20 protein-coding genes are annotated in these 23,621 nt (G+C 43.9%); 10 read left to right on the forward strand and 10 right to left on the reverse strand.

The annotated features are described in order from the left end of the window. Nucleotides 1-184 precede the first annotated feature (184 nt). A complete protein-coding gene (locus BGP76_RS15580) occupies nucleotides 185-586 on the forward strand; it encodes a globin (RefSeq protein WP_119845362.1) in 402 nt (133 codons plus the stop codon). Nucleotides 587-591: 5 nt separating this feature from the next. On the opposite strand, the gene BGP76_RS15585 is transcribed toward BGP76_RS15580, so the two are convergent. After that, complete coding sequence (locus BGP76_RS15585) at nucleotides 592-1,611, reverse strand: FAD:protein FMN transferase (RefSeq protein ID WP_119845363.1); 1,020 nt, start codon at nucleotides 1,609-1,611, stop codon at nucleotides 592-594. Between the two features lie 179 nt (nucleotides 1,612-1,790). Here BGP76_RS15585 and ruvB point away from each other — a divergent pair, with 179 nt between their 5' ends. Beyond that, on the forward strand, nucleotides 1,791-2,819 hold the full coding sequence (gene ruvB / locus BGP76_RS15590) for a Holliday junction branch migration DNA helicase RuvB (RefSeq protein WP_119845364.1): 1,029 nt from the start codon (nucleotides 1,791-1,793) through the stop codon (nucleotides 2,817-2,819). Beyond that, complete coding sequence (gene queG, locus BGP76_RS15595; RefSeq protein WP_370453800.1) at nucleotides 2,816-3,751, forward strand: tRNA epoxyqueuosine(34) reductase QueG; 936 nt, start codon at nucleotides 2,816-2,818, stop codon at nucleotides 3,749-3,751. Before ruvB ends, queG begins: the two co-directional genes overlap by 4 nt. A 34-nt stretch (nucleotides 3,752-3,785) precedes the next feature. Here queG and BGP76_RS15600 read toward each other — a convergent pair whose 3' ends face one another. Then, complete coding sequence (locus tag BGP76_RS15600; RefSeq protein ID WP_073121173.1) at nucleotides 3,786-4,292, reverse strand: outer membrane beta-barrel protein; 507 nt, start codon at nucleotides 4,290-4,292, stop codon at nucleotides 3,786-3,788. A gap of 150 nt (nucleotides 4,293-4,442) precedes the next feature. On the opposite strand from BGP76_RS15600, the gene BGP76_RS15605 reads away from it, so the two are divergent. Beyond that, the gene (locus BGP76_RS15605; protein WP_073121171.1) at nucleotides 4,443-6,485 is read left to right on the forward strand and encodes a M3 family metallopeptidase; all 2,043 of its coding nucleotides are present in this window, start codon (nucleotides 4,443-4,445) and stop codon (nucleotides 6,483-6,485) included. A gap of 59 nt (nucleotides 6,486-6,544) precedes the next feature. Here BGP76_RS15605 and BGP76_RS15610 read toward each other — a convergent pair whose 3' ends face one another. After that, nucleotides 6,545-6,970, reverse strand: coding sequence for a hypothetical protein (locus tag BGP76_RS15610; RefSeq protein WP_073121169.1), 426 nt, complete (start codon nucleotides 6,968-6,970; stop codon nucleotides 6,545-6,547). Between the two features lie 203 nt (nucleotides 6,971-7,173). Between BGP76_RS15610 and BGP76_RS15615 the strand changes: the two genes are divergently transcribed. Together BGP76_RS15615 and BGP76_RS15620 are read left to right on the forward strand one after the other, a co-directional pair. Further along, nucleotides 7,174-8,571 (forward strand): MATE family efflux transporter, encoded by a 1,398-nt coding sequence (locus BGP76_RS15615; RefSeq protein WP_119845366.1) that lies wholly within the window; start codon nucleotides 7,174-7,176, stop codon nucleotides 8,569-8,571. Between the two features lie 149 nt (nucleotides 8,572-8,720). Continuing rightward, on the forward strand, nucleotides 8,721-10,724 hold the full coding sequence (locus tag BGP76_RS15620) for a tetratricopeptide repeat-containing sensor histidine kinase (protein WP_158584293.1): 2,004 nt from the start codon (nucleotides 8,721-8,723) through the stop codon (nucleotides 10,722-10,724). 27 nt (nucleotides 10,725-10,751) lie between these two features. Here the strand turns inward: BGP76_RS15620 and gpmI are convergent, their stop codons facing one another. The 7 genes from gpmI to BGP76_RS15655 all read right to left on the reverse strand — a co-directional run bounded on the left by gpmI (nucleotide 10,752) and on the right by BGP76_RS15655 (nucleotide 19,543). Then, complete coding sequence (gpmI, locus tag BGP76_RS15625) at nucleotides 10,752-12,272, reverse strand: 2,3-bisphosphoglycerate-independent phosphoglycerate mutase (RefSeq protein ID WP_119845368.1); 1,521 nt, start codon at nucleotides 12,270-12,272, stop codon at nucleotides 10,752-10,754. Nucleotides 12,273-12,372: 100 nt separating this feature from the next. Beyond that, nucleotides 12,373-13,581, reverse strand: coding sequence for a murein hydrolase activator EnvC (locus tag BGP76_RS15630; RefSeq protein ID WP_073121161.1), 1,209 nt, complete (start codon nucleotides 13,579-13,581; stop codon nucleotides 12,373-12,375). Then, nucleotides 13,565-14,317, reverse strand: coding sequence for a DUF4292 domain-containing protein (locus BGP76_RS15635; RefSeq protein ID WP_073121158.1), 753 nt, complete (start codon nucleotides 14,315-14,317; stop codon nucleotides 13,565-13,567). The genes BGP76_RS15630 and BGP76_RS15635 overlap by 17 nt, the downstream gene beginning before the upstream one ends. Further along, on the reverse strand, nucleotides 14,310-16,061 hold the full coding sequence (locus BGP76_RS15640; RefSeq protein WP_084190435.1) for a tetratricopeptide repeat protein: 1,752 nt from the start codon (nucleotides 16,059-16,061) through the stop codon (nucleotides 14,310-14,312). The genes BGP76_RS15635 and BGP76_RS15640 overlap by 8 nt, the downstream gene beginning before the upstream one ends. 97 nt (nucleotides 16,062-16,158) lie before the next feature. Next, nucleotides 16,159-17,676 (reverse strand): lipopolysaccharide biosynthesis protein, encoded by a 1,518-nt coding sequence (locus BGP76_RS15645; protein ID WP_119845369.1) that lies wholly within the window; start codon nucleotides 17,674-17,676, stop codon nucleotides 16,159-16,161. 15 nt (nucleotides 17,677-17,691) lie between these two features. Further along, the gene (locus tag BGP76_RS15650) at nucleotides 17,692-18,477 is read right to left on the reverse strand and encodes an enoyl-CoA hydratase-related protein (RefSeq protein WP_119845370.1); all 786 of its coding nucleotides are present in this window, start codon (nucleotides 18,475-18,477) and stop codon (nucleotides 17,692-17,694) included. A 136-nt stretch (nucleotides 18,478-18,613) separates the two neighbouring features. After that, the gene (locus tag BGP76_RS15655) at nucleotides 18,614-19,543 is read right to left on the reverse strand and encodes an NAD-dependent epimerase/dehydratase family protein (RefSeq protein WP_119845572.1); all 930 of its coding nucleotides are present in this window, start codon (nucleotides 19,541-19,543) and stop codon (nucleotides 18,614-18,616) included. Between the two features lie 111 nt (nucleotides 19,544-19,654). On the opposite strand from BGP76_RS15655, the gene BGP76_RS15660 reads away from it, so the two are divergent. The 4 genes from BGP76_RS15660 to BGP76_RS15675 are packed head-to-tail and all read left to right on the forward strand — an operon-like array spanning nucleotide 19,655 to nucleotide 23,621. Continuing rightward, nucleotides 19,655-19,903: a hypothetical protein gene (locus tag BGP76_RS15660; RefSeq protein WP_119845371.1), complete on the forward strand. Its 249-nt coding sequence runs from the start codon at nucleotides 19,655-19,657 to the stop codon at nucleotides 19,901-19,903. 1 nt (nucleotide 19,904) lies between these two features. Continuing rightward, on the forward strand, nucleotides 19,905-21,092 hold the full coding sequence (gene kbl, locus BGP76_RS15665) for a glycine C-acetyltransferase (RefSeq protein ID WP_073121147.1): 1,188 nt from the start codon (nucleotides 19,905-19,907) through the stop codon (nucleotides 21,090-21,092). Then, nucleotides 21,093-21,836 (forward strand): tRNA pseudouridine(38-40) synthase TruA, encoded by a 744-nt coding sequence (gene truA, locus BGP76_RS15670; RefSeq protein WP_119845372.1) that lies wholly within the window; start codon nucleotides 21,093-21,095, stop codon nucleotides 21,834-21,836. Between the two features lie 15 nt (nucleotides 21,837-21,851). Further along, nucleotides 21,852-23,621 (forward strand): ABC transporter ATP-binding protein, encoded by a 1,770-nt coding sequence (locus BGP76_RS15675; protein ID WP_119845373.1) that lies wholly within the window; start codon nucleotides 21,852-21,854, stop codon nucleotides 23,619-23,621.

Raw genomic sequence — 23,621 nt, forward strand, 5'->3', positions numbered from 1 at the left:
ATGCGCAGGGCTAAGAAGACCTAGTCTTGCCAAGGATCGGCGTGTCGAAAAGCTGCTGAAACCTTATCATATGGTGGTGTTGATGAGAATATAATCACCTGATTAGATGATTCACATCATGTGGCTTGGCTCAAGGCACGTCAAAGAGTGCCCTAGTTTTGTGTGCTAAATCAGTTGATGTATTATGACAGAAAAAGTAACGCAAGTAAAGCTTAGCTATGGTCGGTGTGCTGTTTCACCTAAGTTTTTTGAAGATTTCTATGATGATTTTATGGACTCGTCACCTTTGATTCGGGCACGGTTTGAAAATACTGACATGGAGGCACAAAGAGCACTGCTGAGGCACGGGTTGTCTCATCTCATCATGTATGCAGCAGGGAGTCATGCTGCAGGCATGAAAGTAGACCGGCTAGCCGACTCTCATGCCAGAGGAAAGTTGGATATCCAACCTTGGATGTATGATCACTGGATTGAATCATTGATTAGAACCGTCCCTCGTCATGACAAAAAAGCTAATGCGCAATTGTTGTTAGTATGGAAGGAAATGATTCAGATGGGGGTAGATAAAATGATTTCTGCTCATTAGGTTTATTACTTTATAATCTCTACTACGGGTTGAACACCTAGCGAAATGTAGGTGTCTAGGCTACCGTCTTCTTTAGAGAAGATCAAAAATCCATCGATCTCTGGGGTCGCTTCTAAGAGTTCAATGGATTTTTCTACGCCTAATACCATGCAGGCTGTGGCATAGCCGTCTGCGAGTGCGCAGTTGGGAGCGTAAATGGATGCGCTAAGTAGATGATGCCTCACAGAGTATCCCGTATATGGGCTAATCGTGTGCGAGATAATTCGCCCTTCTTCTTGGTAGTAATTGCGGTAGTTGCCAGAGGTCGCCAGCGCGGTGTTTTTTATGAAAGTAGTTGCAAATAGATTGCCCACTTCTGGAGTCATTTCAGGTTTTTCGATTCCAATTTTCCAATAGGTTCCATTTTCATTTTTTCCACGGCAAACTACTTCGCCACCGATCTCTACCATGAAATTTTTGATGCCATTGGCGAGGATGTAGTCTGCGATCACATCTACGGCATAGCCCTTGGCTGTGGCACTGAAATCCAGTACTACGCCTTTGTTCTTTTTTGCGCTCGTCGCATCGAAGGTTACCTTATCAAAGCCGATATTGACGATCAAAGAATCGATCAGACTGCTATCTAGTGATATTTTCTTCTCTGGTCCAAAACCCCAAGCGTTGACTAATGGGCCGATGGTAGGGTCAAATGCGCCGTTGCTTTTGTCATAGATTTCTCGGCTGGTCATCAACATCGGGTATAGGTAAGGCGTCAAATAAGTCGCGGTATCTGTTGTGTTAAACGTCGAGATTTCAGAGTTGGGGATGTAGGTAGATAGTGAGTTATTAAAGTCCACGAGTAGTGAGTCAATGTCGTTTTGGAGATCCCGCCCAGCTAGATCCATATACTTGATCGAATAGGGTACTACCCCCATCGTCGTACCTGTGATGTGTATGGTCTTGGGCTCATCTTCCTTGTGCATTTGCCTCCAAACAATGAGGATGCCGAGGGCTAGTACGATGAGGAGTATTCTTCTTTTTTGCATGTGATCGTATCGATATGGGAGCGCAAAGAAATCGAAGAAAGACTAGAAAGCGAAATGTATGGCTTGGCTAGTGGAAATGATTCCTGTCATAATCATTATTTTTGCCACCATCGGTAGGGTATTGGCATAGAATTGATGGGCTTTCCTTGTAATTTAGCCATCAATAGGTAGAATCTAATATGAGAGAAGATTATTTGAATCCAGAGGGTGAGGATATGGTTCCTGAAGAAATTGAGTTCGAAAAGGCGCTGAGGCCTTTGTCATTCGATGATTTCGCAGGGCAACAAAAGGTAGTGGACAACATCAAGGTGTTTGTACAGGCAGCCAAGCAACGTTCCGAGCCATTGGATCATGTGCTACTGCATGGCCCTCCAGGGTTGGGAAAGACGACGCTATCTCATATCATCGCTAATGAACTGGACGCCAGCATCAAAATCACCTCAGGGCCTGTGCTCGATAAACCGGGTGATCTAGCGGGGCTATTGACTAATCTGGAGCCAAATGACGTTTTATTCATTGACGAAATACACCGGCTCAATGCTGTTGTGGAAGAGTACCTCTACTCTGCGATGGAGGATTATCGGATCGATATCATGTTGGATTCAGGCCCAAATGCACGCTCTGTACAGATCGGCTTGAACCCATTTACGCTCATAGGCGCGACTACTCGATCGGGGTTATTGACCTCTCCGCTCCGTGCTCGGTTTGGTATCAATGCCCGACTGGAGTACTATGATGCGGAGTTGCTGTCTGGGATTGTCAAACGTTCATCTGCTATACTGAATACGCCGATAGAAGAAAATGCAGCGTTAGAGCTGGCGCGAAGGAGCCGCGGGACTCCTCGGATCGCTAACAACCTACTGCGTCGCACGAGGGATTTTGCTCAGATCAAGGGAAATGGCACGATCACCAAACCCATCACGGATATGACACTGGAGGCATTGGATGTGGATGCCAATGGCTTGGACGAAATGGACAACCGTATTCTATCCACGATCATTGAAAAATTCAAAGGCGGGCCTGTGGGACTGTCCACGATCGCCACGGCATGTAGCGAGGAGGCCGATACGATAGAGGAGGTTTACGAGCCGTTTTTGATCAAAGAAGGCTATATCAAACGAACCAGTCGTGGACGAGAGTGTACGGAGCTGGCCTATAAGCATTTGAAAATCGTACCTCCATCTCGTACAGGGACTTTGTTTGATTGATTTTGGATCAGACTAAGCTCACATATTTCATCAAACAAAAAGCGACCGAAGAAGGCTTTTTGTCCTGTGGGATCGCAAAAGCGGAATTCTTGGAGGAGGAAGCGCCCAAGTTAGAAAAGTGGCTTAACCAAGGCATGCATGGGGAGATGGCCTACATGGCCAATCATTTTGACAAGCGTCTTGATCCAAGAAAACTTGTCGATGGTGCCAAATCGGTGATCTCTCTGCTGTATAATTACTACCCTGAGAAGAACTTGGCAGAGGAGGACAATTACAAGATTGCCAAGTACGCCTATGGCAAAGATTACCATTACATCATCAAGCCTAAATTGAAGACGATTCTCAACGAGATCATCGAGCACGTAGGGGGTGTAAATGCACGTGTCTTCGTGGATTCTGCACCTGTCCATGAGCGCGCATGGGCAGCTAAAGCAGGGCAAGGCTGGGTGGGTAAGAATTCGTTGTTGCTTAATAAGCAGAGTGGCTCTTTTTTCTTCTTGGCAGAAATCATCCTCGATGTGGATCTAGACTATGATGGGCCAGTCAAGGACTACTGTGGTACCTGCTCCAAGTGCATGGATGCTTGTCCGACTGATGCGATACCTGAGCCTTATGTGGTGGATGGGAGTCGCTGTATTTCTTACCTCACCATAGAGCTGAGAGATCAGATTCCTGAGGAGTTTCGGGGCAAGATGGAAAATTGGGTGTTCGGCTGTGATATCTGTCAGGACGTATGTCCTTGGAATCGTTTCTCAAAAAAGCATCAGGAGGAGGCTTTTGTACCTCACGATAAACTGGAGGGAATGTCAACGTCTGATTGGGAGGAGATCACCGAGGAGATGTTTCGGGAGGTATTCAAAGGGTCGGCGGTGAAGCGGACTAAGCTAGAAGGACTGAAGCGAAATATTTCTTTCGTAAAAAAGAAAGCCTAACACCTCTACGAGCAGAAGTGTTAGGTTGGTTTTGTTACTCTTTGAAGGTGTAGTATATACCGACGTTGAACATGGATTGAGGGGACATCTCTAGCTCAAATTTGAAATCTTCTTGAATCAGGCCTACAGTGGCTACTCGACCCACCATGCCCCATCTCGGTGCAACGCTCAAAGCAAAGCCAGCATCTAAGAAAGCATCAAAATAGGTGTCTGAGGTGTCACTTCCTCCACCATCTAGTGCATCAACATGACTATTGACCAATCGACCATTCGCACCGATGTATAGACCAAATTTTTCGCCAACTGACCACCATTTTCTGAGGTAAACATGTGGAGCGATTGTGTTAGAGTTATCAGTACCAGAAAAAGACAGTACAGCACCGAGCTGTAGCTCATCCGATAACCAATAACCGGCCTCAGGAGCTACTTTCCAGTCATCATTGTAAAACATGATGCCGCCCCCGACGTACATACTGCCTTGCTGTGCATACATCGTGTTTGCAGCGAATAGGATCACTACTAGGAATAATAATTTTTTCATGTGTATTAAATTTAGGTTCTAGTTAAAATTTGTCAAAAACCTGTTGGTATGCAACCTCGGGGTGTGAATAATTTGTTAATTGAAATCGTTCTGAGCAAAATTGCGTCTCATACCAGTAAGTGAATCTGAATAATCATATAATAGATAGATATGTTAGAGAATAATCCCTTGTTATTGCCATTTGATAGCCCATTTGAAGTAGCTCCGTTTTCGTCCATCCGACTAGAACATTACAAGCCCGCGATCGAAAAGCTCATAGAATCATCACTGTTAGAGATTGATAAAATCGCTGCGTCTGTAGATGCGCCGACTTATGACAACACCATAGTGGCGTTAGACCGCAGTGGCAAGCAGCTCTCGCAGGTAGCAGAGGTGTTTTTTAATCTTAATTCTGCGGAGACTTCTGAAGAAATGCAAGCATTGGCTTCTGACCTGTCTCCAATCTTGACAGATTTCAGCAATGCGATTATGCAAAATGCGATTTTGTTTGATCGTGTGAAAACTGTGTACACTGCTACCGATCAATCACTCCTTGATGCAGAAGATAGCATGTTGCTAGAGAAAACCTACAAGGGCTTTATCCGAAGTGGTGCTAACCTGAGTGATGAGGATAAAAAGAAATACGCTGAGATATCAAAAGAGCTGGCTCAACTTCAACTCAAATTTGGGGAAAATGTGTTGGCAGAGACGAATGCCTACGAGATGATTATCGAGGATGAAAAGGATCTGGCAGGATTGCCAGAAGGGATCAAAGAAGGAGCTGCTGCGACCGCAGAGGCCAAAGGGCATAAAGGTAAATGGATGTTTACACTACAGGCACCGAGCTTTGTGCCTTTCATGGAGTATGCAGACAATCGTGCGCTCCGAGAAAAAATGTTCCGAGCCTATATGTCCAAGGCATTCAAGGGCGACAAGTTTGACAATCAAGAGAATGTAAAGAAAATAGTCGCGCTGCGTCAAGAGAAAGTAGCACTGCTAGGCTATGAGAGCTATTCGGACTATGTACTGGAAGAGCGCATGGCTGAGTCTGCTGACAAGGTCGAGGCATTCTTGAACGATCTACTGACCAAAGCTACCCCAAAGGCCAAAGCGGAAGTAGAGGCTGTGAAGGCTTTTGCTAAAGGTCAAGGGTTCGAAGGTGAGCTGGAGCGATGGGACTGGTCATATTACTCGCAGAAGCTTAAAAATGAAAAATTTCAGATCAATGACGAAATGCTTCGTCCTTATTTTAAACTGGACAATGCAGTAAAAGGCATCTTCGATGTAGCCAACAAGTTGTATGGGTTGACATTCAAACATAACCCTGAGATACCGGTGTATCATCCAGATGTCAAGGCCTACGAGGTATTGAATGAAAAAGGAGAACACGTGTCAGTATTCTTCGAAGATTATTTTCCTCGTGAGGGGAAAAGAGGTGGTGCATGGATGACTTCTTACAAGAGTCAATACAAAGACGGAATAGATCATCGACCTATCGTGTCTATTGTGTGCAATTTCACACCAGCGACAGGCGATAAGCCATCACTATTGACTTACAATGAAGTCGAAACGCTTTTTCACGAGTTTGGTCATGCGCTACATGGCATGCTCGCCGATAGCAAGTATTCGTCACTGAGTGGCACGAGTGTCTACTGGGATTTTGTGGAACTACCCTCACAGATTTTGGAAAACTGGCTACAGGAGAAGGAGTGTCTTGATTTATTTGCAAAGCACTATGAGACAGGAGAACCGATCCCAGAGGATTATATCCAGAAGATTAAGGATTCGTCTAACTTCAATGAGGGCTACCAGACCATGCGTCAGTTGAGTTTTGGACTCATGGATATGGCTTGGCATTCGCTCAAAGCGGATGAAATTCAGGTAGATGACGTGAGAGCATTTGAGCAAAAAGCTATGGCACAGACGGAGTTGTTTGGTGCGATTGAAGGAGCGTGCATGAGTACGCAGTTTAGTCACATATTCCAAGGGGGCTATGCCGCAGGCTACTACAGCTACAAGTGGGCAGAGGTGCTGGATGCAGATGCTTTTTCTGTCTTCAAGGAAAAAGGGATCTTCAACAAAGAAGTTGCCACCTCCTTCAAGGAGAACATTCTTTCGCGAGGCGGTAGTGAGCATCCGATGGAGCTGTACAAGAGATTCAGAGGGCAAGAGCCTACGGTGGATGCTTTATTGGAGCGAAGTGGGCTCAAATAAAAATAGACTTGTGCTATCGAGAGGATGTTTTACAGTTCTCTCGATGGTCAAACTACCAGTCATGGTCTATCTATAATCATTTCTATGTGTGTGGGATGTTGATCATTTATAGGATCATTATGTTTAACGGGATACAGTATTTGTGTGAGCTTGATCTGATAGGAATCTATTTTTGCCACATCGGGTTTGTCAGAGTCACCTACTGAAAGCTCGAAAGGCTTGTGATTTAGGTAGCCACGCATCGTGAAGCTCCCCCAGCGAATGCAAACCACATCTTCGGGGCATAGTGAGTTTTCTAGGACTGATTCGAAGTAGATAGGAACGTCTGTATCACGAATGGTCAGTGTTTCTCCGTCAGAGATAGAGAATGTTTCGCCCAAGTAGATATACTTTTCAGTATCGGAGGACTTACAGCGCTGTAGCAGTAGCGCCACTAGCAGGATAGCCACGAGTGTACCTATGATTAGGGTGGTTTTTTTCTTCATATTCATAAGACCCGATAGAAAGCCGTATAGTTGGAAAGTTTTTTATATGGATACATGTGTATCAAGATTTAAAAACTACGTACCTTGCATCACCAAAAAAATAGTATTGTCATGTTAATAGTAAGAAAGAATTGCCCCGCCCTCATGTGCGTCTAACCTAGACGCCAGATCAGCTTCTTTTATTTACTTATAACCATATTCTGATGACATCTCTATTTAATAAAATATATAAATATTTTCTGCTCGCACTGCGTGGAGAGGAAACGGAGTTTACCACTGGTAGTATTAATAAGGCTATTTTTTTACTGTCCGTACCGATGGTGTTGGAGATGGTGATGGAGGCCTTATTCGCTGTGGTGGATGTCTACTTTGTCGGAAAAGTCAGCGTAGATGCTGTAGCGACTGTGGGGCTCACCGAGTCTGTGATGATGATGGTATACGCTATTGCTATCGGACTAAGTATGGCTGCTACTGCAGTAGTTTCTCGCCGTGTAGGAGAGAAAGATTATAAACGAGCAGGGGATGCCGCATTTCAAGCGATTTTGATTGCAGCCATTTTTTCGGTGGTCATTTCCTTTTTTGGGATCATCTATGCCGAGGATATACTAAGGTTGATGGGCGGGTCTGAAGCGCTTGTCTCCAAGGGGTTCGGGTATACGCGTGTCATGCTAGGGGGGAATCTTTGCATCATGCTGTTGTTCCTGATTAACGCCATCTATCGTGGAGCAGGTGACGCATCCATGGCGATGCGTTCGCTATGGATAGCTAATGGGCTGAATATCGTGCTAGATCCTTTGTTCATATTTGGATGGGGACCTATCCCAGCTTATGGTGTGGAAGGAGCAGCTATTGCGACGACTATTGGTCGTTCGATGGGTGTGTTTTATCAAGTCTTTGGGCTACTGTCAGGTAGCCGTATTATCAAACTAGGGTTAGAAAACATTAACCTGCGATGGAAAACCATCAAACGGATTTTCAATATAGGGCTTGGAGGCATGGGGCAGTTTCTGATCGAGTCGGCCAGCTGGTTATTTTTAGTGAGGATTATTTCGGAGTTTGGCTCTGCTGCTTTGGCTGGTTATACGATAGCGTTTCGTATTATCGTCTTTACGATTTTGCCCTCTTGGGGGATGGCCAATGCTGCTGCGACACTAGTAGGCCAGAACTTAGGCGCGAACAAGCCTGATCGGGCAGAGAAGTCTGTTTGGTTCACAGCACACCTTAATACTGCTTTCCTTTTTGCTGTCTCTATTTTGTTTTTCATCATGGCGCCAGATTTTGTAATGATTTTTACCGATGATATGGTTGCAACAGAATATGGAGCTACCGCTTTACGTATCATCTGTGTGGGATATATCACCTTTGCCTATGGCATGGTGATCAGTCAGGGCTTCAATGGTGCGGGAGACACGAAGACACCGACGATTATGAACATCATATTCTTTTGGTTTGTTCAGATCCCACTGGCTTATGTACTTGCTTTTGTGTTCGAACTTGGGTTCAAAGGAGCAATTTATTCTGTTGCAGTGGCCTTTGCGTTACATGCTTTGGCATGCATTTTCTGGTTCAGAAAAGGTAAATGGAAATTAATTGAAGTGTGATTGATCTAACGCCTTTTCGCTATCGTGGAGGTGAAGGGGAAATGGTGATTACTGAGACTGTGGCGGGAGCGTTGGTCAAAATTCTATATTGAATAGAAAACCATTTATTTTGATATGCTTCAGTTTCGAAAAATATGTATCTTTTCGATATGAAGAGATACATACTTGTTTTATTATCCTTCCTCATGTTGTTGTCTTCTTACAGTTATTCTCAGTCGCAGGGCGTTGAGGGCATTAAAAAATCACTGTCCACTGCCAAAGAAGATAGTAGTAAAGTGCGCCTACTCAATGAATTGGTACACGAGCTGTCATATGGGGACAAGTATGAGGCATTGCCGAGAGTTTATCAATCTATTGCTTTGGCGAAACGTATTTCTTTTGATGACGGGTTGTATGATGCGTATGACCTATTAGGAGTGATTTATCTAGATAAAGGGATTTTAGATTCGGCTGAAATTTTTATGTTGAAGGCGCTCCGGTACTACGAGAAGAAGGACGATCAGCAATCTTTATTCAAAATCTATCAAAACCTCGGGCATGTACATGTGCAGCGAGGTAGTTTTGAGAATGCAGAAAGCTATTACAGTAAAGAGTACGCTATTGCCAAGCGGTTAGGAGATCATCGCCTAATGGGTAATGCACACAATGATAAGGCTTCTTTATATATCAATATAGGCTGGAATAGCATAGAGGTGAAAAACGATACCGTAGCGCAGATGAATTATTTCGAAAAGGCTGTGCCACATATTCATAAAGCTATTGGTTATTTTAAACAAGCGGAGTACGAAAGAGGAGTCGCTTTGGCTTATGGTAACCTAGCGATTTTGCAGGAAGAAATGTATGAGCTGGATGCGTCTAAACAGAGTATGCAAGCGGCAATGGCCTATTTTGAGCGCATGAACTATACGGTGTATCTGGTATCTGCCTACAACCATTTCAATAAGATTTATCAAAAAATGGGGCTCTATGATAGCGCATTGTTTTACTTGGAGAAGAGTCTCGACTTATCTCGTGTCTTAGAAAGTAAGATTGATACTCGAAATGTTTATGGTCAGTTTAGTTCATTGTATGTCCAATTGGGAGACTTTGAAAAAGCCCTTTTCTACCACCATCAGTACGACGAACTCAATGATCAGATCCTCTCCGAGTCTAAGCAGGCTACTATAGATGAGCTAGAAGTAGCTTATGCTACGAATAGAAGAGATCATGATTTGGCATTAAGTGAACTGGAGAACAAAAAGCAAAAAATAGTGATCGTATCTGGGGCTATTTTGATGATTGCTTTAATGCTGATGATGTTTTTCTTTTGGAAAAAGGGGCTGAAAGAAAAAAAGCTTAATATCGAACTGGCACAGAAATCAGCCCAATTGAAGAAGAGCAACTTGCTCATCGCACAGCAAAACGCACAACTCACCGAGTCTTATAACGAACTGAATAATTTGACTGCAGTGGTTGCACATGATCTTCGTACCCCACTTAACAATCTGAAAGCACTCAATAGCCTTGTGAAGATGTCTGGGTCTTTAAATTCGGAGCAACATGAACTTCATGATAAATCACTACAGGTGATAGAAGGAGGGGAATCTCTGATCAACGATATAGTGAATCTCACGCGCATAGAAAATGTAGCAGAGGTTAGTTTTGAGGAGCTGTATTTGAACAGTTGGATGGCGGAAGAGATAGAGATTCATGCAGCCTATGCAGAACAGAAGAACATCTCTTTTGAGATGCGTGCTAGTAAGGATCAAATCTACCTAGTGACGGACAAAGAGAGTTTGACACGTATCATGGATAATTTATTGTCCAATGCCATTAAATTTTCTAACCCTTCGAAACGAGTATTGGTCATGCTACAAGATACGGGTGATGATGTGACAATCAGCGTCACAGATCAAGGGCCTGGTATGACCGATGAGGATGTGGCCAACGCGTTTCAACGGTTCAAAAAACTGTCTGCTAGGCCTACGGGTGGTGAGAATTCTACAGGTCTAGGATTGTCGATCGTGAAGACGCTCGTGGAAAAACTAGGCGGTACGATTACTATCGAATCACAGTTGGGTGTTGGTACGACATTTCATATGAGACTGGCTCACTCAAAAGGGAACGAGCAAGGCTTAAACGAAAAAAACCGAAGCGGTATCGCTTCGGTTTGATAAGAATTTGTATAAAGCTGGATGATATTAGATTAATATATCTCCGGTCATTTCTTTTGGAATATCTACACCTATCATCTTTAGAATTGTAGGTGCTAGATCACCAAGTTTTCCATTCTTTACGGGTTCTTTTATGTCGTCATCGACAAAGATACACGGCACCAAATTAGTCGTGTGTGCGGTGTTCGGAGAGCCGTCAGCATTGACCATGATGTCAGAATTGCCATGATCAGCGATGATGATCGCAGAGTAACCGTTGGCCTGAGCGGTTTCCGCTACTGATTTAGCACATGCATCTACTGTCTCACAGGCTTTGACTGCTGCCTCGAATACGCCCGTATGACCTACCATGTCCGCATTGGCAAAGTTGAGACAGATGAAGTCTGCATCTCCTTTTTTCAACTCTGGATTGATTTTGTCACGGATATCTGCAGCACTCATTTCTGGTTGTAGATCGTAGGTCGCTACTTTAGGAGAAGGACACAAAAGTCTAGTTTCTCCATCGAAGGCTTCTTCTCTACCACCAGAGAAAAAGAAAGTCACGTGAGGGTACTTTTCAGTCTCTGCGATACGGATTTGCTTTTTTCCAGCAGCGGCGAGTACTTCACCGAGGGTGTTGACGAGGTTGTCTTTGTCATACATGACCGTCACACCTTTGAAGGTGTTGTCGTAGTTGGTCATAGTGTAATACTTCAGAGACAGCTTTTTCATTCCAGCTTCTGGAAAGTCTACCTGCGTCAGTGCTTCGGTGATTTGACGACCTCTATCCGTACGGAAGTTAAAACAGATCACTACATCATCTTCTTCGATAGTTGCTAGAGGCTTACCTTCTTCGTCTACGTGTATGATAGGTTTGATGAATTCGTCAGTTACGCCATCTGTATAAGATTTTTCTACGGTAGCGATCACGTCATTGGTTTTTTCTCCCTCACCGTTGACCATGGCGTCATAGGCGAGTTTGACTCTTTCCCATCTTTTGTCTCTATCCATGGCATAGTATCGTCCAGTTACAGAGGCAATTTGGCCAGTCGTAGCATCTAGATGCTTTTGTAGGTCTGTTAGGAAGTTTTTTCCGCTTTTTGGGTCCGTATCACGACCATCAGTAAAGGCATGAACAAACACATCTTTTAGACCATAAGCTGCTGCGCCATCGCTGAGTGCTTTGACATGGTCGATGTGGGCGTGGATTCCACCATTAGATACGAGACCTATAAAGTGGACTTTTTTCTTATTCTCTTTTGCATAAGCAAAAGCTTCTAGTAGTGTTTCGTTTTTGGCCAATGAACCATCTGCTGCTGCTTTGTTTAGTCTAACGAGATCTTGATAGACTACTCGTCCTGCACCGATGTTCATGTGTCCTACTTCGGAGTTACCCATTTGCCCTTCGGGTAGACCTACTGCTAGTCCAGATGCCTCCAATGTGCTGTTGGCATATTTGCTATACATAGCGTCTACGAAAGGAGTTTTTGCGCTGTTAATCGCTGACACCTCGGGATTTGTACCTATTCCCCAGCCGTCTAGTATCATTAATATTACCTTCTTGTTCATAGGCGCAAATATAGAATTTGCTTTGCTCCTATCGAAGGTTTACTAGCAAAAGAGTCCCTAAAACAGACAATTTGCCATAGATGTTTCGTGAGGGGTAGGTCTACTTTTTAAAGAGCCATTTTTCTGGATCAAGTTTCACGTTGTTTTTCCAGACTTGAAACTGTAGCTCTGTGATGCCATCTTTGTTGGTGAAGACTGAGCCGATACTTTGTTTGGCGGTGATGACTTGCCCCTTTTTGACGTTGACTGTTTTTAGCTTAGCGTATAGTGTGTAGTAGTCACCGTGCTGAATGATCACGACGCTGTTCATGCCAGGTACGAATGCTGTGGTAGCTACTTTGCCAGAGAAGACGGCTTGTACATTGGCGTCTTTTTGTGTTTGGATGTCTACGCCTTGGTTTTCGACAGTGATGTTTTTTAGTACAGGGTGGGCATGTTTTCCGAATTTTTCGGAAACAAAACCTGATGCGACTGGCCAGGGTAGTTTGTTCTTGTTGTCCTCGAAGGAGGCGGAGAGTACTGCTCCTTCTGCCGAGAGAGAGATGGTGTTGGCACTTGTATTTTTACCTTTGTTGGATGCTGCGATTTCTTTCTTGATGATATCTGCTAGCAAGTTGTCGAGTTGCTCGATAGATCGTTTTCTGCTGGCTAATTCTCTTTTTAGTTCTTTTTCACGCTTACTGAGATCTTGGACGATCTGGTTTTGCTTACTTTTCAGATTGATTAGGTTTCGATTTTCGGCAATTTTAGAATTCAATAATTCCCCTTGCTCTTCTTTTTTGCTTACCAGATTAGATTTTTGACCGTTGAGTGCATCACGGACTTTTTCTATCTGAGTCACCTGTCTTTGGCGTGCTTTGGCGTATTGTTCGAGGTATTTGAGTCGGAGAAAGAGTTGATTAAATGTGCTCGCCGAAAACAGAAAAGTCAGTTGACTATAGCCTTGGTTGGCTTTATATGCACTATAGATCATGTCAGCATACTCTTTTTTGAGTTGTGCTAGATCGGATTCCAAGGCGTTGGTCACGATACTAAGGTCACTGATTTCTCCATTGAGCATGGAGATTTCTTGGTTGATGGTCGACATGACGTCTTGTTGGATATCAATCTGGTGATTGATGGCCTTGAGTTGCCCGAGGGATGAATTTTTTTCTGAAGCTGTTTCCTTTAGGATTTTTTCAGTTTCATTGATTTTTTTGAGGTTTTCCTTCTTTTCTTTTTCCAACTGTGCTTTGCTCTTTTGAGCGAGTAGACTCGTAGAGAGCAGCGCAAAAACACACAGGAGCAGGAGTTTAGTTTTTAAGTGCATATTTAGAAGGAATGCCGATATGATAATTGTAGTCCTTTTTGTCAATCTCTACTTTGAGATGATCCATTGTAATATTAGCACTTTTTTCTTTTTTGTACTTTGTGTCATAGTAGGTTGCTTCGATTTCTATAGAGGTGGGATAGATGGCTTTTTCTTCCTTTTGAAAATCTCCATAGGTCACCATGACTTGGTTGTCAGTATTGATACTCTCTGCTAATAGTTTTTCCAGTTTCATAGAATTAGCTCCTATGTAACTGGTTAGTCGTAGATCTCCTTTTTCTTGTACGATCTGATAATATCCGTTTTGCTTGACCGCTCGGTCTTTGTGTTCGATGTGCCAGACTAGGTTGCCAATGACTATCGATTCGATCATGCTCAATTCGAAATTAAAATTGAAGCCTTTAAAAAGCTCTTGCATGCTACGAACGGAGTATTCTTTGTGGATTTTATCCAGAATTAGAAGCGAATCTTTGTCAACTACTCCTCGGGCAGCTTCTATACCAAACCCTGGGGATAGTGAGAACCAAACCGCGCTATCTTTTTTCATTCGGATGTTGGCGGTGAATTTGAGGTTGTCATCGCCTTTGTATTTCATCTTAGATTTGATGGCTATGTTGTCATAGGACAAATCGTTGAGGTGAAAGCGCTCGTTGTTGCCGTTATTAAAGAGTGGAAACTTCTTGTTACAGGAGGTAAGTAGAAGGATGCAAATGATGCATGTGAGTATTTTATTCATAGAGCTGTCTATCCGCTATTTTCTTGTCCAATGTACTGGTGTCGTCTACCAAATCTCGTGCCCTTTTCCATTGTGTGACTGCTTCGTCTATATCCCCAGACTGAAAAAGCGCATCACCATAGTGTTCGATGATGACGCCACTTGCATCATATTTCATGGCTTCTTTGAGGTAACGAACCGCTCCGTCATAGTCTTCCATCATATAGAGCACCCAGGCATGTGTGTCTAAGTAAGTAGGGTTTCCAGGATAGTCTTTTACTAGTTTAGAAGACATGGTTTTGGCTTTCTCTAGATCTTTTTTTCGGAGGGAAAGAAAGTAAGAATAGTTGTTCAGTACATGGTCATTGTCTGGTTTTGCTTTGAGGGCTGCCTCATAGGATGCGTCAGAGTTTTTGTGATCACCGATGCTATTGTATGCGTCTCCAAGTTGACCGTTAAACAGGCTGTTCATGTTGGCGTCTCTAGCAGCGTAGACTTTGCCTGCATTGAAAGACTTGATGGCTGCTTCGTAGTTTTTGCTGATCAAGTGAGCTGTGCCATTGTAGTAGTATAGAGAGGCTTGGTTAGGAAATATCTCTAGTGCTTCGTTGGTATGTTTGATGACTGCTTGATAGTCCTGCATATCCATGTCTAGGTTGAGGATGTTTTGCCACACGTTGAAATTGGATGCATCTACGGCTATTGTGCGTAGGTAGTACTCTCTAGCCTCTTCTACCTGACCCAGGTTGAAATACAAATCTCCAGTCATCGCAAGCGCTTGATAGGAATCTGGATGTGTATCAACGAGCAATACAGACAGCTCCAGTAGCGGCTCGTTTAGAGACTCGTTGGGTAGCATACCGAGGTAGCCCGCTAGGGTTCGTATTTTGGCAGTTACATCGACCGTGTGGCTAGCGAATGGAACTTTCAATGACTCTAGTGCGAGAATTGTATTTCCTTCTTTTCTGTAGACCTCTGACAGTAGTATGTATAGTGTTTCGTTTTGCGGGTGTGCCTCTATTTGAGTAGTCAAAAACTCTTTAGCTTCTGCGATTCTTTCGTTTGAGATGAGGATACGAGCGAGCGTCATGATATAGGACTCATCGTCAGGGTTGATGCGAATCAGTTCATGTCCTTCACGAATGGCACCATCTAAGTCATTCTGTTTGAGGTAGACTTGTTGTTTTTGTACAGATATTTCTTCCATAGGCCCTAGCTTGGATTGGGCTTTTTCGTAAGTCACTAGTGCTTCTGTGAATTTTTGTTGGTAGATCTGTATGGCTGCCAAATCGAAGAGGTACTGTTCTGAATTAGGGACATTGTCGGTTAGATCAATATAGGTCTCTTCTGCTTTGTCGAGTTCTCCTTGGCTGGTTTGGAGATTGGCCAATAGGAGGTAGTAGAATTTGTTTTCTGGCGCTAAATCTTTGGCTCTTTCTGCATAGGGGACGGCTTTTGGGATGTCATTCTCGGCGTTATAAACCTCTGCAATTTTGAAATTGGCGGTGGCATTGTCTGGGTCTATTTCTAGTACTCGCTCAAAAAAAGTAAAAGCCTTCACATAGTCTTTGAGGATGAAAAACTTTTCTCCTTCTAAAAAATAATGATCAAGCTCTGTTTTTTTCTCTTCACTTAGTTCGCTTTTGGCAGACTTGTCCCTTTTTCGATTTTTCTTCTGAGCATAGCCAGTCTCAGTCACCATGAAAAGTGCTAGAGCGATAAAGCTTAATTGAATGTAGTGATGGATGTATGCGCGAAAAATCATTGTATCGAATTGAAACGAAAAACAAAATTAACTAAAAAGAAGAGTTCCTTATCAAATTCAGTGCCTTTATACCTTGTCTGTGACTAATTTAGGCTTTTTAGGGAATCCTAAAACCGAAAATAATGCGGCCTGAAATGTGTTTTCTTTCTCTAAAATAGATGTACGCAATGAACAGTACTACCGCTGAGTTTTTGATCAGAAAATCAATCATCCAGTGTCCTAGGTCGAGATTAAATAGTAAAGCCACGCCTACGGATGATATGGTCAGGTACTCTAGTGCTTTGCGCCAGTCGTAAGGAATCGGGTAGTGCTTTTGCCCAGCGAAATAGCTCAATAGCGTCATGCTGACAAAGGTAGCCAGTGTCGCTATTGCACTCCCGAAGTAGCCGTAGATTGGGATTAGCAGGTAGTTGAGGACAAAGGTGATCAATGCACCTGTGGCTGTGATCCATGCCCCATAGCGAGTTTTGTCTGAGACTTTGTACCACACGGAGAGGTTGTAGTTGATTCCGCTAAATAGGTAGCCCAGTAGTAAGAAAGGCACGATGTAGAGTGCTTCTCGGTATTCTGGATTGGTCAGGAATACCATACTGATGGGCTGGAGATTGACGGATATCGCAAAGAACACGAGGGCGTTGAAGATGATAAAACCACTCATCAACTGAGTAAACAGTTTCGGAGAATTCTTGTCGCCCGCACTGGAGAAAAAGAAAGGTTCTGCAGCGTAGCGAAAAGCCTGAATACCGAGCAACATAAATACGGAGAGCTTATAGCAGGCGCCAAATATCCCAAGTACAGCTTGATTGCTTTTGCCGGGATAGAAGCCTTCGGGTAACCAGTATTTGAGCATTGAGCGTGAGAGCATCTCATTGGTTACGACTGCTAGACTCATGATGAGCAACGGAAAGGCATAGATTAAAATGGGTTTTAATTTTTCTGGATCGAGTCGAAACTTTAGGACTTTAAACTCCTTCCAGAGTAGAAAAAGCACTGCTGCATTCGCTAAGAAGTTTGCCCAAAACACGTACTTGACCTTGAAGGCTGCGTCGTAATATTTTGCAACCCAGCTTTGTAACTCAGGGAGTATATTTCCCTCTGATATCTGGTAGCAAAACACGAAGAAGAAAAGGTTGAGTACTACGGTGAGGGCGACATTGAAAAGTCGAATGAATGCGAATTTTTTGGCTTTTTTTTCTAATCGTAATTTCGCGTAAGGTATCGCAACGATGGCATCTATGGCGATGATGAGTGCGAGTAAATAAATGACCGTAGCATGCCCTTCATAGCCCAGTAGATTTGCGATCTCATCGGCAAACAAAGCAGCCGTTCCAGATAAAATCAAACTGGATGCAATGATAGCACTCAGTGATAAATTGTAGATTTCTGCTCGGTTTTCTGCTTTGGAGGCATAGCGAAAGTAAGCCGTTTCCATCCCATAGGTATAGAGGGCTAGCAGAAAGGCAACATAGGCATATAGCTCAGTGACGATACCGTATTCCGCGGTAGCAAAAACACCCGTATAGAGCGGTACCAAAAAATAGGTAATCATGCGCCCGATGATACTGCTGAGTCCATACCAGACAGTATCACCTGCGAGTGCTTTTAATCCCGCCATGATGGTTTACTTGCTTTATTCGCCAATGAAATTCGGCTTGCGCTTTTCGATAAAGGCCCTGGTGCCTTCTATGAAGTCTTCTGTGCCACAGCATATCCCGAAAGAATTGGCTTCTGTCTGGAAACCATTTTCTCCTGTGGTGTGTACGGCATTGATGCTGTCGATCATGAGGCCGATAGCTACGGGTGCTTTCTCTTTGATTTTATTGAGGATCTCAAAAGCCTTGTCCATAGAGGCTTCTTTACTATCCATAACATAGTTGACTAGTCTTAGGTCGAGTGCTTCTGACGCAGCGATCATGTCTCCAGTCATGAGTAGTTCCATGGCTTTGCCTTTGCCTACGAGGCGGGTCATGCGCTGTGTGCCACCGTATCCCGGGATAATACCAAGGTTGATTTCGGGTTGACCAAATTTGGCCGTATTACTGGCGATACGTATGTGGCAGGCCATCGCTAGTTCACACCCTCCACCCAGCGCGAATCCATGGACAACAGCAATGACGGGCTTAGATAACCTTTCGATTTTCCCAAAGAGCTCTTGGCCTTTTTCTGCCATGCTTCGGCCATTGACCTCAGTGACTAGTGCCAGTTCTTTGATGTCGGCGCCTGCTACGAAGGCTTTGTCTCCTGCGCCTGTGATGATTACCCCTTTTACACCTTTGTCATCATCTATTTTTTCAAATACCTGACCGAGTTCGGTGAGTGTTGCATCGTTGAGCGCATTGAGTGCGTTTTCTCTATTGATCGTGACGATTAAGATTTCGTCCTTGTTTTCAACTATTAGATTTTTCAGTTCCTCCATTTTTGTTCAAAAGGCCTTGCCAAATGTATTTAAAGCTGTGAATAATTACTAATGATACTGCTAAATATGAGAAGGAGAGTATGGATTGGAGAAAAGCGTGCTTGCTCTTTTTAGAAGCAAGTACGCTTTTTTTGATTTAAAGGTTTTCTAGGATTACTTCTGTCATTTTTGGTAAGTCGAATTCAGGTTTCCATCCCCAGTCTCGCTGTGCAGTGCTGTCATCTATGCTCTCAGACCATGATTCTGCGATCCCCTGTCTAAAGTCTGGCGCATAGCTGATTTTAAAATTAGGGTAGTGTTTTTTGATCTCTTCGTAGATTTCTTTCGGTGTGAAACTCATGGCGGAGATGTTGTAACTCGATCGTATCGTGATTTGCTCGGCGGGTGCATTCATGATATCTATGGTGGCACGTACAGCATCATCCATATACATCATGGGGAGACGGGTGTTTTCTTTGAGAAAACAGCTAAAGTCCTGCATTCCTTTGGCTTTGTGATAGATGTCTACCGCATAGTCTGTGGTACCACCGCCAGGGAGAGATTTGTAGCCTATCAAGCCTGGATAGCGCAGGCTGCGTACGTCGACGTGATGCTTTTCGAAGTAGTAGTCACACCATCGCTCACCAGCCAATTTGCTAATGCCATAGATGGTGTTTGGGTCCATAAAGGTCTGTTGCGGTGTGTTGACCTTGGGCGTGTTAGGTCCAAATACTGCGATAGAACTGGGCCAATATAATCTTTTGAAATGCCCTTCCTTTGCCAAATCTAGTAAGTTGACAAGGCTGTTCATGTTGAGCTCCCATGCGAAGCGCGGACTGGCTTCTGCGGTGGCAGAAAGGAGTGCTACGAGATGGTACACTTCGGTGATCTGGTATTTCTTGAGCACCTCTTTGACACGGTTGATATCCATGACGTCTAGCACTTCGAAGATACCGTCTTGTAGTGCCGCTACGGGCTCTCTTTTGTCCGCTGCTATGACGTTTTCGGCACCATAGATTTGGCGGAGTTGTACGGTGAGCTCTGCACCCAGCTGGCCGCACGCACCGATGACTAATATATGATTCATAAGGGTAAAATGTTGTTCGTCAAAGGTAGTGAGATTTCCAGTGCTGAAAGTGCGATTTTGCTCTATAAAAGCCATAAATTGCCCATATTCTAACATTATATACCTGTCGACATGGAAAACGATCAAAGCTTTGAGGCATATTTAATTTCGAAAAAAATTGATTCATCGAAATTTAAATTGGAAGAAAAATCGCTCTATGATGCGCTCCAATCGGACTTTGATCAGATGAACGCCAATAGTTTTACGCAACAGAAACTATTTCTCATCAATCCCCTGAGACGGAAATATTTACTCGATACGACTGCAGCACCCTCTGTAGCCAAACCGAAAACAGTTTTCAAACCCAAAATCCAAAAATGATATGTATCAATCACTAAAAAACAAGCTAACTGCGGATCTAGCAGAGATCGAAGCGGCAGGGCTGTTCAAAAAAGAACGAATTATCACCACGCCACAGGGAGCGGACATCAAAACCACTGAGGGCAAAGAGGTGATTAACTTCTGCGCAAACAACTACCTCGGGCTATCTTCTAACCCTGAAGTATTGGCAGCTGCCAAAGAAGCCATTGATACGCATGGTTATGGGATGTCTTCGGTTCGGTTCATCTGTGGGACACAGGATATTCACAAGGAACTGGAGCATAAGATTTCGGAGTTTCTCGGGATGGAGGACACGATATTGTATGCGGCGGCTTTTGATGCGAATGGTGGAGTGTTTGAGCCGTTGTTTGGGCCGGAGGATGCGATCATATCCGATGCGCTCAACCATGCCTCTATTATAGATGGTGTCCGTCTATGCAAGGCAGAGCGCTACCGCTATGCGCACAATGACATGGCCGATTTAGAAGCCAAGTTGATCGAGGCGAAGGATGCCCGGTGCAAAATAATTGTCACTGACGGTGTGTTTTCTATGGACGGTACGATTGCACAGTTGGACAAAATCTGTGACCTAGCAGACAAATATGATGCAGTTGTCATGTCAGATGAGTGTCACTCGACGGGGTTTATGGGCAAGACTGGTCGAGGGGTACATGAATACCGTGACGTGATGGGTAGAGTGGATATCATCACGGGTACACTGGGAAAGGCACTGGGTGGAGCATCAGGCGGTTTCACTTCGGGCCCCAAAGAAATCATAGAGATGCTGAGGCAAAAATCTAGACCTTATCTCTTTTCGAATACTGTAGCACCATCTATTGTGGGAGCTTCTATCAAGGTAATCGATATGTTGAGCAAGACGACTACACTGCGTGACAAGTTGGAGCGCAATACAGCATATTTCAGAAAAGGTATGATAGCCGCTGGCTTTGATATCAAACCAGGAGACTCGGCAATTGTGCCGATCATGTTGTATGAGGCGGTGCTTTCTCAGCAGTTTGCAGCACGATTGTTAGAAGAAGGGATTTATGTTATTGGGTTTTATTACCCAGTTGTACCACAGGGACAGGCACGTATCAGAGTCCAGTTGTCAGCCGTACATGAGATCAGTCATTTGGATCAAGCCATAGCAGCATTCACTAAAGTAGGAAAGGAACTCGGGGTTATCTAGATGAGATATTTTTTAGAGATTTCGTATGATGGGACGGCCTACCATGGCTGGCAGGTGCAGAACAATGCCTCGACCGTGCAGCAAACGCTCAATGAGGCACTGTCTACCATTCTCAGATGCGAAATCTCTACTATTGGTAGTGGAAGGACCGATGCAGGTGTTCATGCCTTGAATCAAGTAGTGCATTTTGATTTGAGTGATGAGGTAAATACCGATGAGCTGTGTCACAAGCTGAACCGACTCTTACCACGTGATATAGCTGCGCTGGAGTTGAGAGTTGTGACCGACGAAGCGAGTGCACGCTTTGCTGCGATATCGAGATCATATCTATATCGTATCCATCAGCACAAAAACCCATTTTTAGAGTTGCGGTCTTATCACCATTATCGATCATTGGATATAGATTTGATGAATGCCAGTTGTGAGATTATTAAAAACTGGACAGACTTTGAAAGTCTCAGCAAAGTACAGACGGATGTTAACCACTTTAATTGCCAAATATTCGATGCAAGATGGGAGCGGTACAACGATGAAATCCATTTTCACGTTAGTGCCAATAGATTTTTAAGAGGGATGATCCGTGCCATGGTAGGAACTATGCTGCTAGTCGGTGAGGGCAACATTAATTTGGATACTTTTGAGGAAATATTGGCGAGTAGAGATCGAACTAAGGCTGGACGTAGTGTGCCAGCGCATGGACTCTACCTCAAAGACATCATCTACCCTGAGGATATTTATATATAACATCAACATTCGGTTTTGAAGAAGGAAACACCCAGCGGCAACATCTTAGACATTCAGGTGCTCAAACGACTATTTGTGTTTGTTAAACCTTACATCGTTCAGTTCAATTTTCTGATATTTTTGACCATTGCGCTAGCAGTGTTGGTACCGATTAGACCCTATTTGATTCAGTACGCTATAGATACAGAAGTAGCCAATGGAGACTATGATGGATTGATCCGAATGGTTTGGCTACTGGTCGGGTTGCTGGTCGTGCAGGCCTTTGTGCAATACTACCATACCTATTTGTCGAGTTGGCTGGGACAGCATATCATTCGAGATATTCGCACGACGCTCTATGCTCATGTACAGCGACTCAAGCTTAAATTTTTTGACAACACGCCGATTGGACGACTTGTGACGAGAAATGTGTCAGACATAGAGACGCTAGCAGACGTGTTTAGCCAGGGGATTGCTATGATGATTGGGGACTTGCTGCAGCTGATTTTCATTTTGGGTTTCATGTTCTATACCAACTGGCAGTTGACGTTGGTGAGTTTGTCTACGTTGCCTGTATTGATTTTTGCGACCTACATTTTCAAGGAGAAAATCAAAGTCTCCTTCAATCACGTCAGAACAGCCGTGGCGAATCTCAACTCATTCGTCCAAGAACACATCACGGGGATGAATATCGTCCAGATTTTCAATAGCGAAGATGAGGAGTTTAAAAAATTTAAAGAAATCAATCAAGAGCACAGGCGCGCAAATATCAAGTCTGTGCTATACTATTCGGTGTACTTTCCAGTAGCGGAGGTGATACAGGCGATCGGTATTGGACTGGTGGTTTGGTATGGAGCGATCAACATGATCGATAGTGCCTTCAAACCTGGAGAACTGATTGCGTTCATTATGTACATTATGATGTTTTTTCGTCCCATCCGAATGATCGCTGATAAGTTCAATACGCTACAGATGGGGATCGTGAGCTCCAACCGTATCATGAAATTACTCGATAGCCAAGAACACATTCCAGATGAAGGGAACTATGTGCCGGATAATTTTCAGGGTAGTGTTTCCTTCAAGGATGTTTGGTTTGCCTACAAGGATGAGAATTATGTACTGAAGGATATCAACTTCGAGGTAGAGTCTGGTCAGACGATTGCTTTGGTGGGAGCTACGGGTGCAGGGAAGTCGTCGGTGATCAATCTGCTGAGTCGTTTCTATGATATCAATCGGGGAAGTATTGCGATTGATGGGGTCGATATCAAGGAGTATGATCTGAGTGCACTGCGTCAGCATATAGGCGTGGTGTTGCAGGATGTGTTCTTGTTTTCGGGATCTATCCGTGACAATATCTCTTTGGGTAATCCCGATATTCCGCTGGAGAAAATTATCGAAGCAGCTGATTTGGTTGGGGCTAGGGAGTTTATCGATCGTCTGCCTGGAGGGTTGGAGTACAATGTGATGGAACGAGGCGCCACACTCTCGGTAGGTCAGCGTCAGTTGATCTCGTTTGTACGGGCGATGGTCTATGATCCAAAGATTATCGTACTGGATGAGGCAACTTCTAGTGTGGATACAGAGACAGAAGAGTTGATCCAAAATGCCATCAATAAGATGATGAAAGGACGTACCTCTATCGTGATAGCACACAGACTATCTACGATACAGCATGCGGATAAGATACTCGTACTCGACAATGGAGAGATAAAAGAGAGTGGAACTCATGACAAATTACTTGCGAAAGACAGTTATTATTCGCAGCTTCACAAAATGCAATACAAGGAAGTATTAATCAGTGAATGA

Origin of the sequence: Reichenbachiella sp. MSK19-1, from assembly GCF_003590315.1 — a bacterium.
Lineage (GTDB): Bacteria > Bacteroidota > Bacteroidia > Cytophagales > Cyclobacteriaceae > Reichenbachiella > Reichenbachiella agariperforans.

Coding starts and splice junctions, on each gene's coding strand:
- BGP76_RS15580 (WP_119845362.1), top strand. CDS start 185: ATGACAGAAAAAGTAACGCAAGTAAAGCTTAGCTATGGTCGGTGTGCT.
- gpmI (WP_119845368.1), bottom strand. CDS start 12,272: ATGAACAAGAAGGTAATATTAATGATACTAGACGGCTGGGGAATAGGT.
- BGP76_RS15650 (WP_119845370.1), bottom strand. CDS start 18,477: ATGGAGGAACTGAAAAATCTAATAGTTGAAAACAAGGACGAAATCTTA.
- BGP76_RS15630 (WP_073121161.1), bottom strand. CDS start 13,581: ATGCACTTAAAAACTAAACTCCTGCTCCTGTGTGTTTTTGCGCTGCTC.
- BGP76_RS15645 (WP_119845369.1), bottom strand. CDS start 17,676: ATGGCGGGATTAAAAGCACTCGCAGGTGATACTGTCTGGTATGGACTC.
- BGP76_RS15615 (WP_119845366.1), top strand. CDS start 7,174: ATGACATCTCTATTTAATAAAATATATAAATATTTTCTGCTCGCACTG.
- kbl (WP_073121147.1), top strand. CDS start 19,905: ATGTATCAATCACTAAAAAACAAGCTAACTGCGGATCTAGCAGAGATC.
- BGP76_RS15640 (WP_084190435.1), bottom strand. CDS start 16,061: ATGATTTTTCGCGCATACATCCATCACTACATTCAATTAAGCTTTATC.
- truA (WP_119845372.1), top strand. CDS start 21,093: ATGAGATATTTTTTAGAGATTTCGTATGATGGGACGGCCTACCATGGC.
- BGP76_RS15610 (WP_073121169.1), bottom strand. CDS start 6,970: ATGAAGAAAAAAACCACCCTAATCATAGGTACACTCGTGGCTATCCTG.
- BGP76_RS15635 (WP_073121158.1), bottom strand. CDS start 14,317: ATGAATAAAATACTCACATGCATCATTTGCATCCTTCTACTTACCTCC.
- BGP76_RS15660 (WP_119845371.1), top strand. CDS start 19,655: ATGGAAAACGATCAAAGCTTTGAGGCATATTTAATTTCGAAAAAAATT.
- BGP76_RS15620 (WP_158584293.1), top strand. CDS start 8,721: ATGAAGAGATACATACTTGTTTTATTATCCTTCCTCATGTTGTTGTCT.
- BGP76_RS15585 (WP_119845363.1), bottom strand. CDS start 1,611: ATGCAAAAAAGAAGAATACTCCTCATCGTACTAGCCCTCGGCATCCTC.
- BGP76_RS15655 (WP_119845572.1), bottom strand. CDS start 19,543: ATGAATCATATATTAGTCATCGGTGCGTGCGGCCAGCTGGGTGCAGAG.
- BGP76_RS15605 (WP_073121171.1), top strand. CDS start 4,443: ATGTTAGAGAATAATCCCTTGTTATTGCCATTTGATAGCCCATTTGAA.
- BGP76_RS15600 (WP_073121173.1), bottom strand. CDS start 4,292: ATGAAAAAATTATTATTCCTAGTAGTGATCCTATTCGCTGCAAACACG.
- ruvB (WP_119845364.1), top strand. CDS start 1,791: ATGAGAGAAGATTATTTGAATCCAGAGGGTGAGGATATGGTTCCTGAA.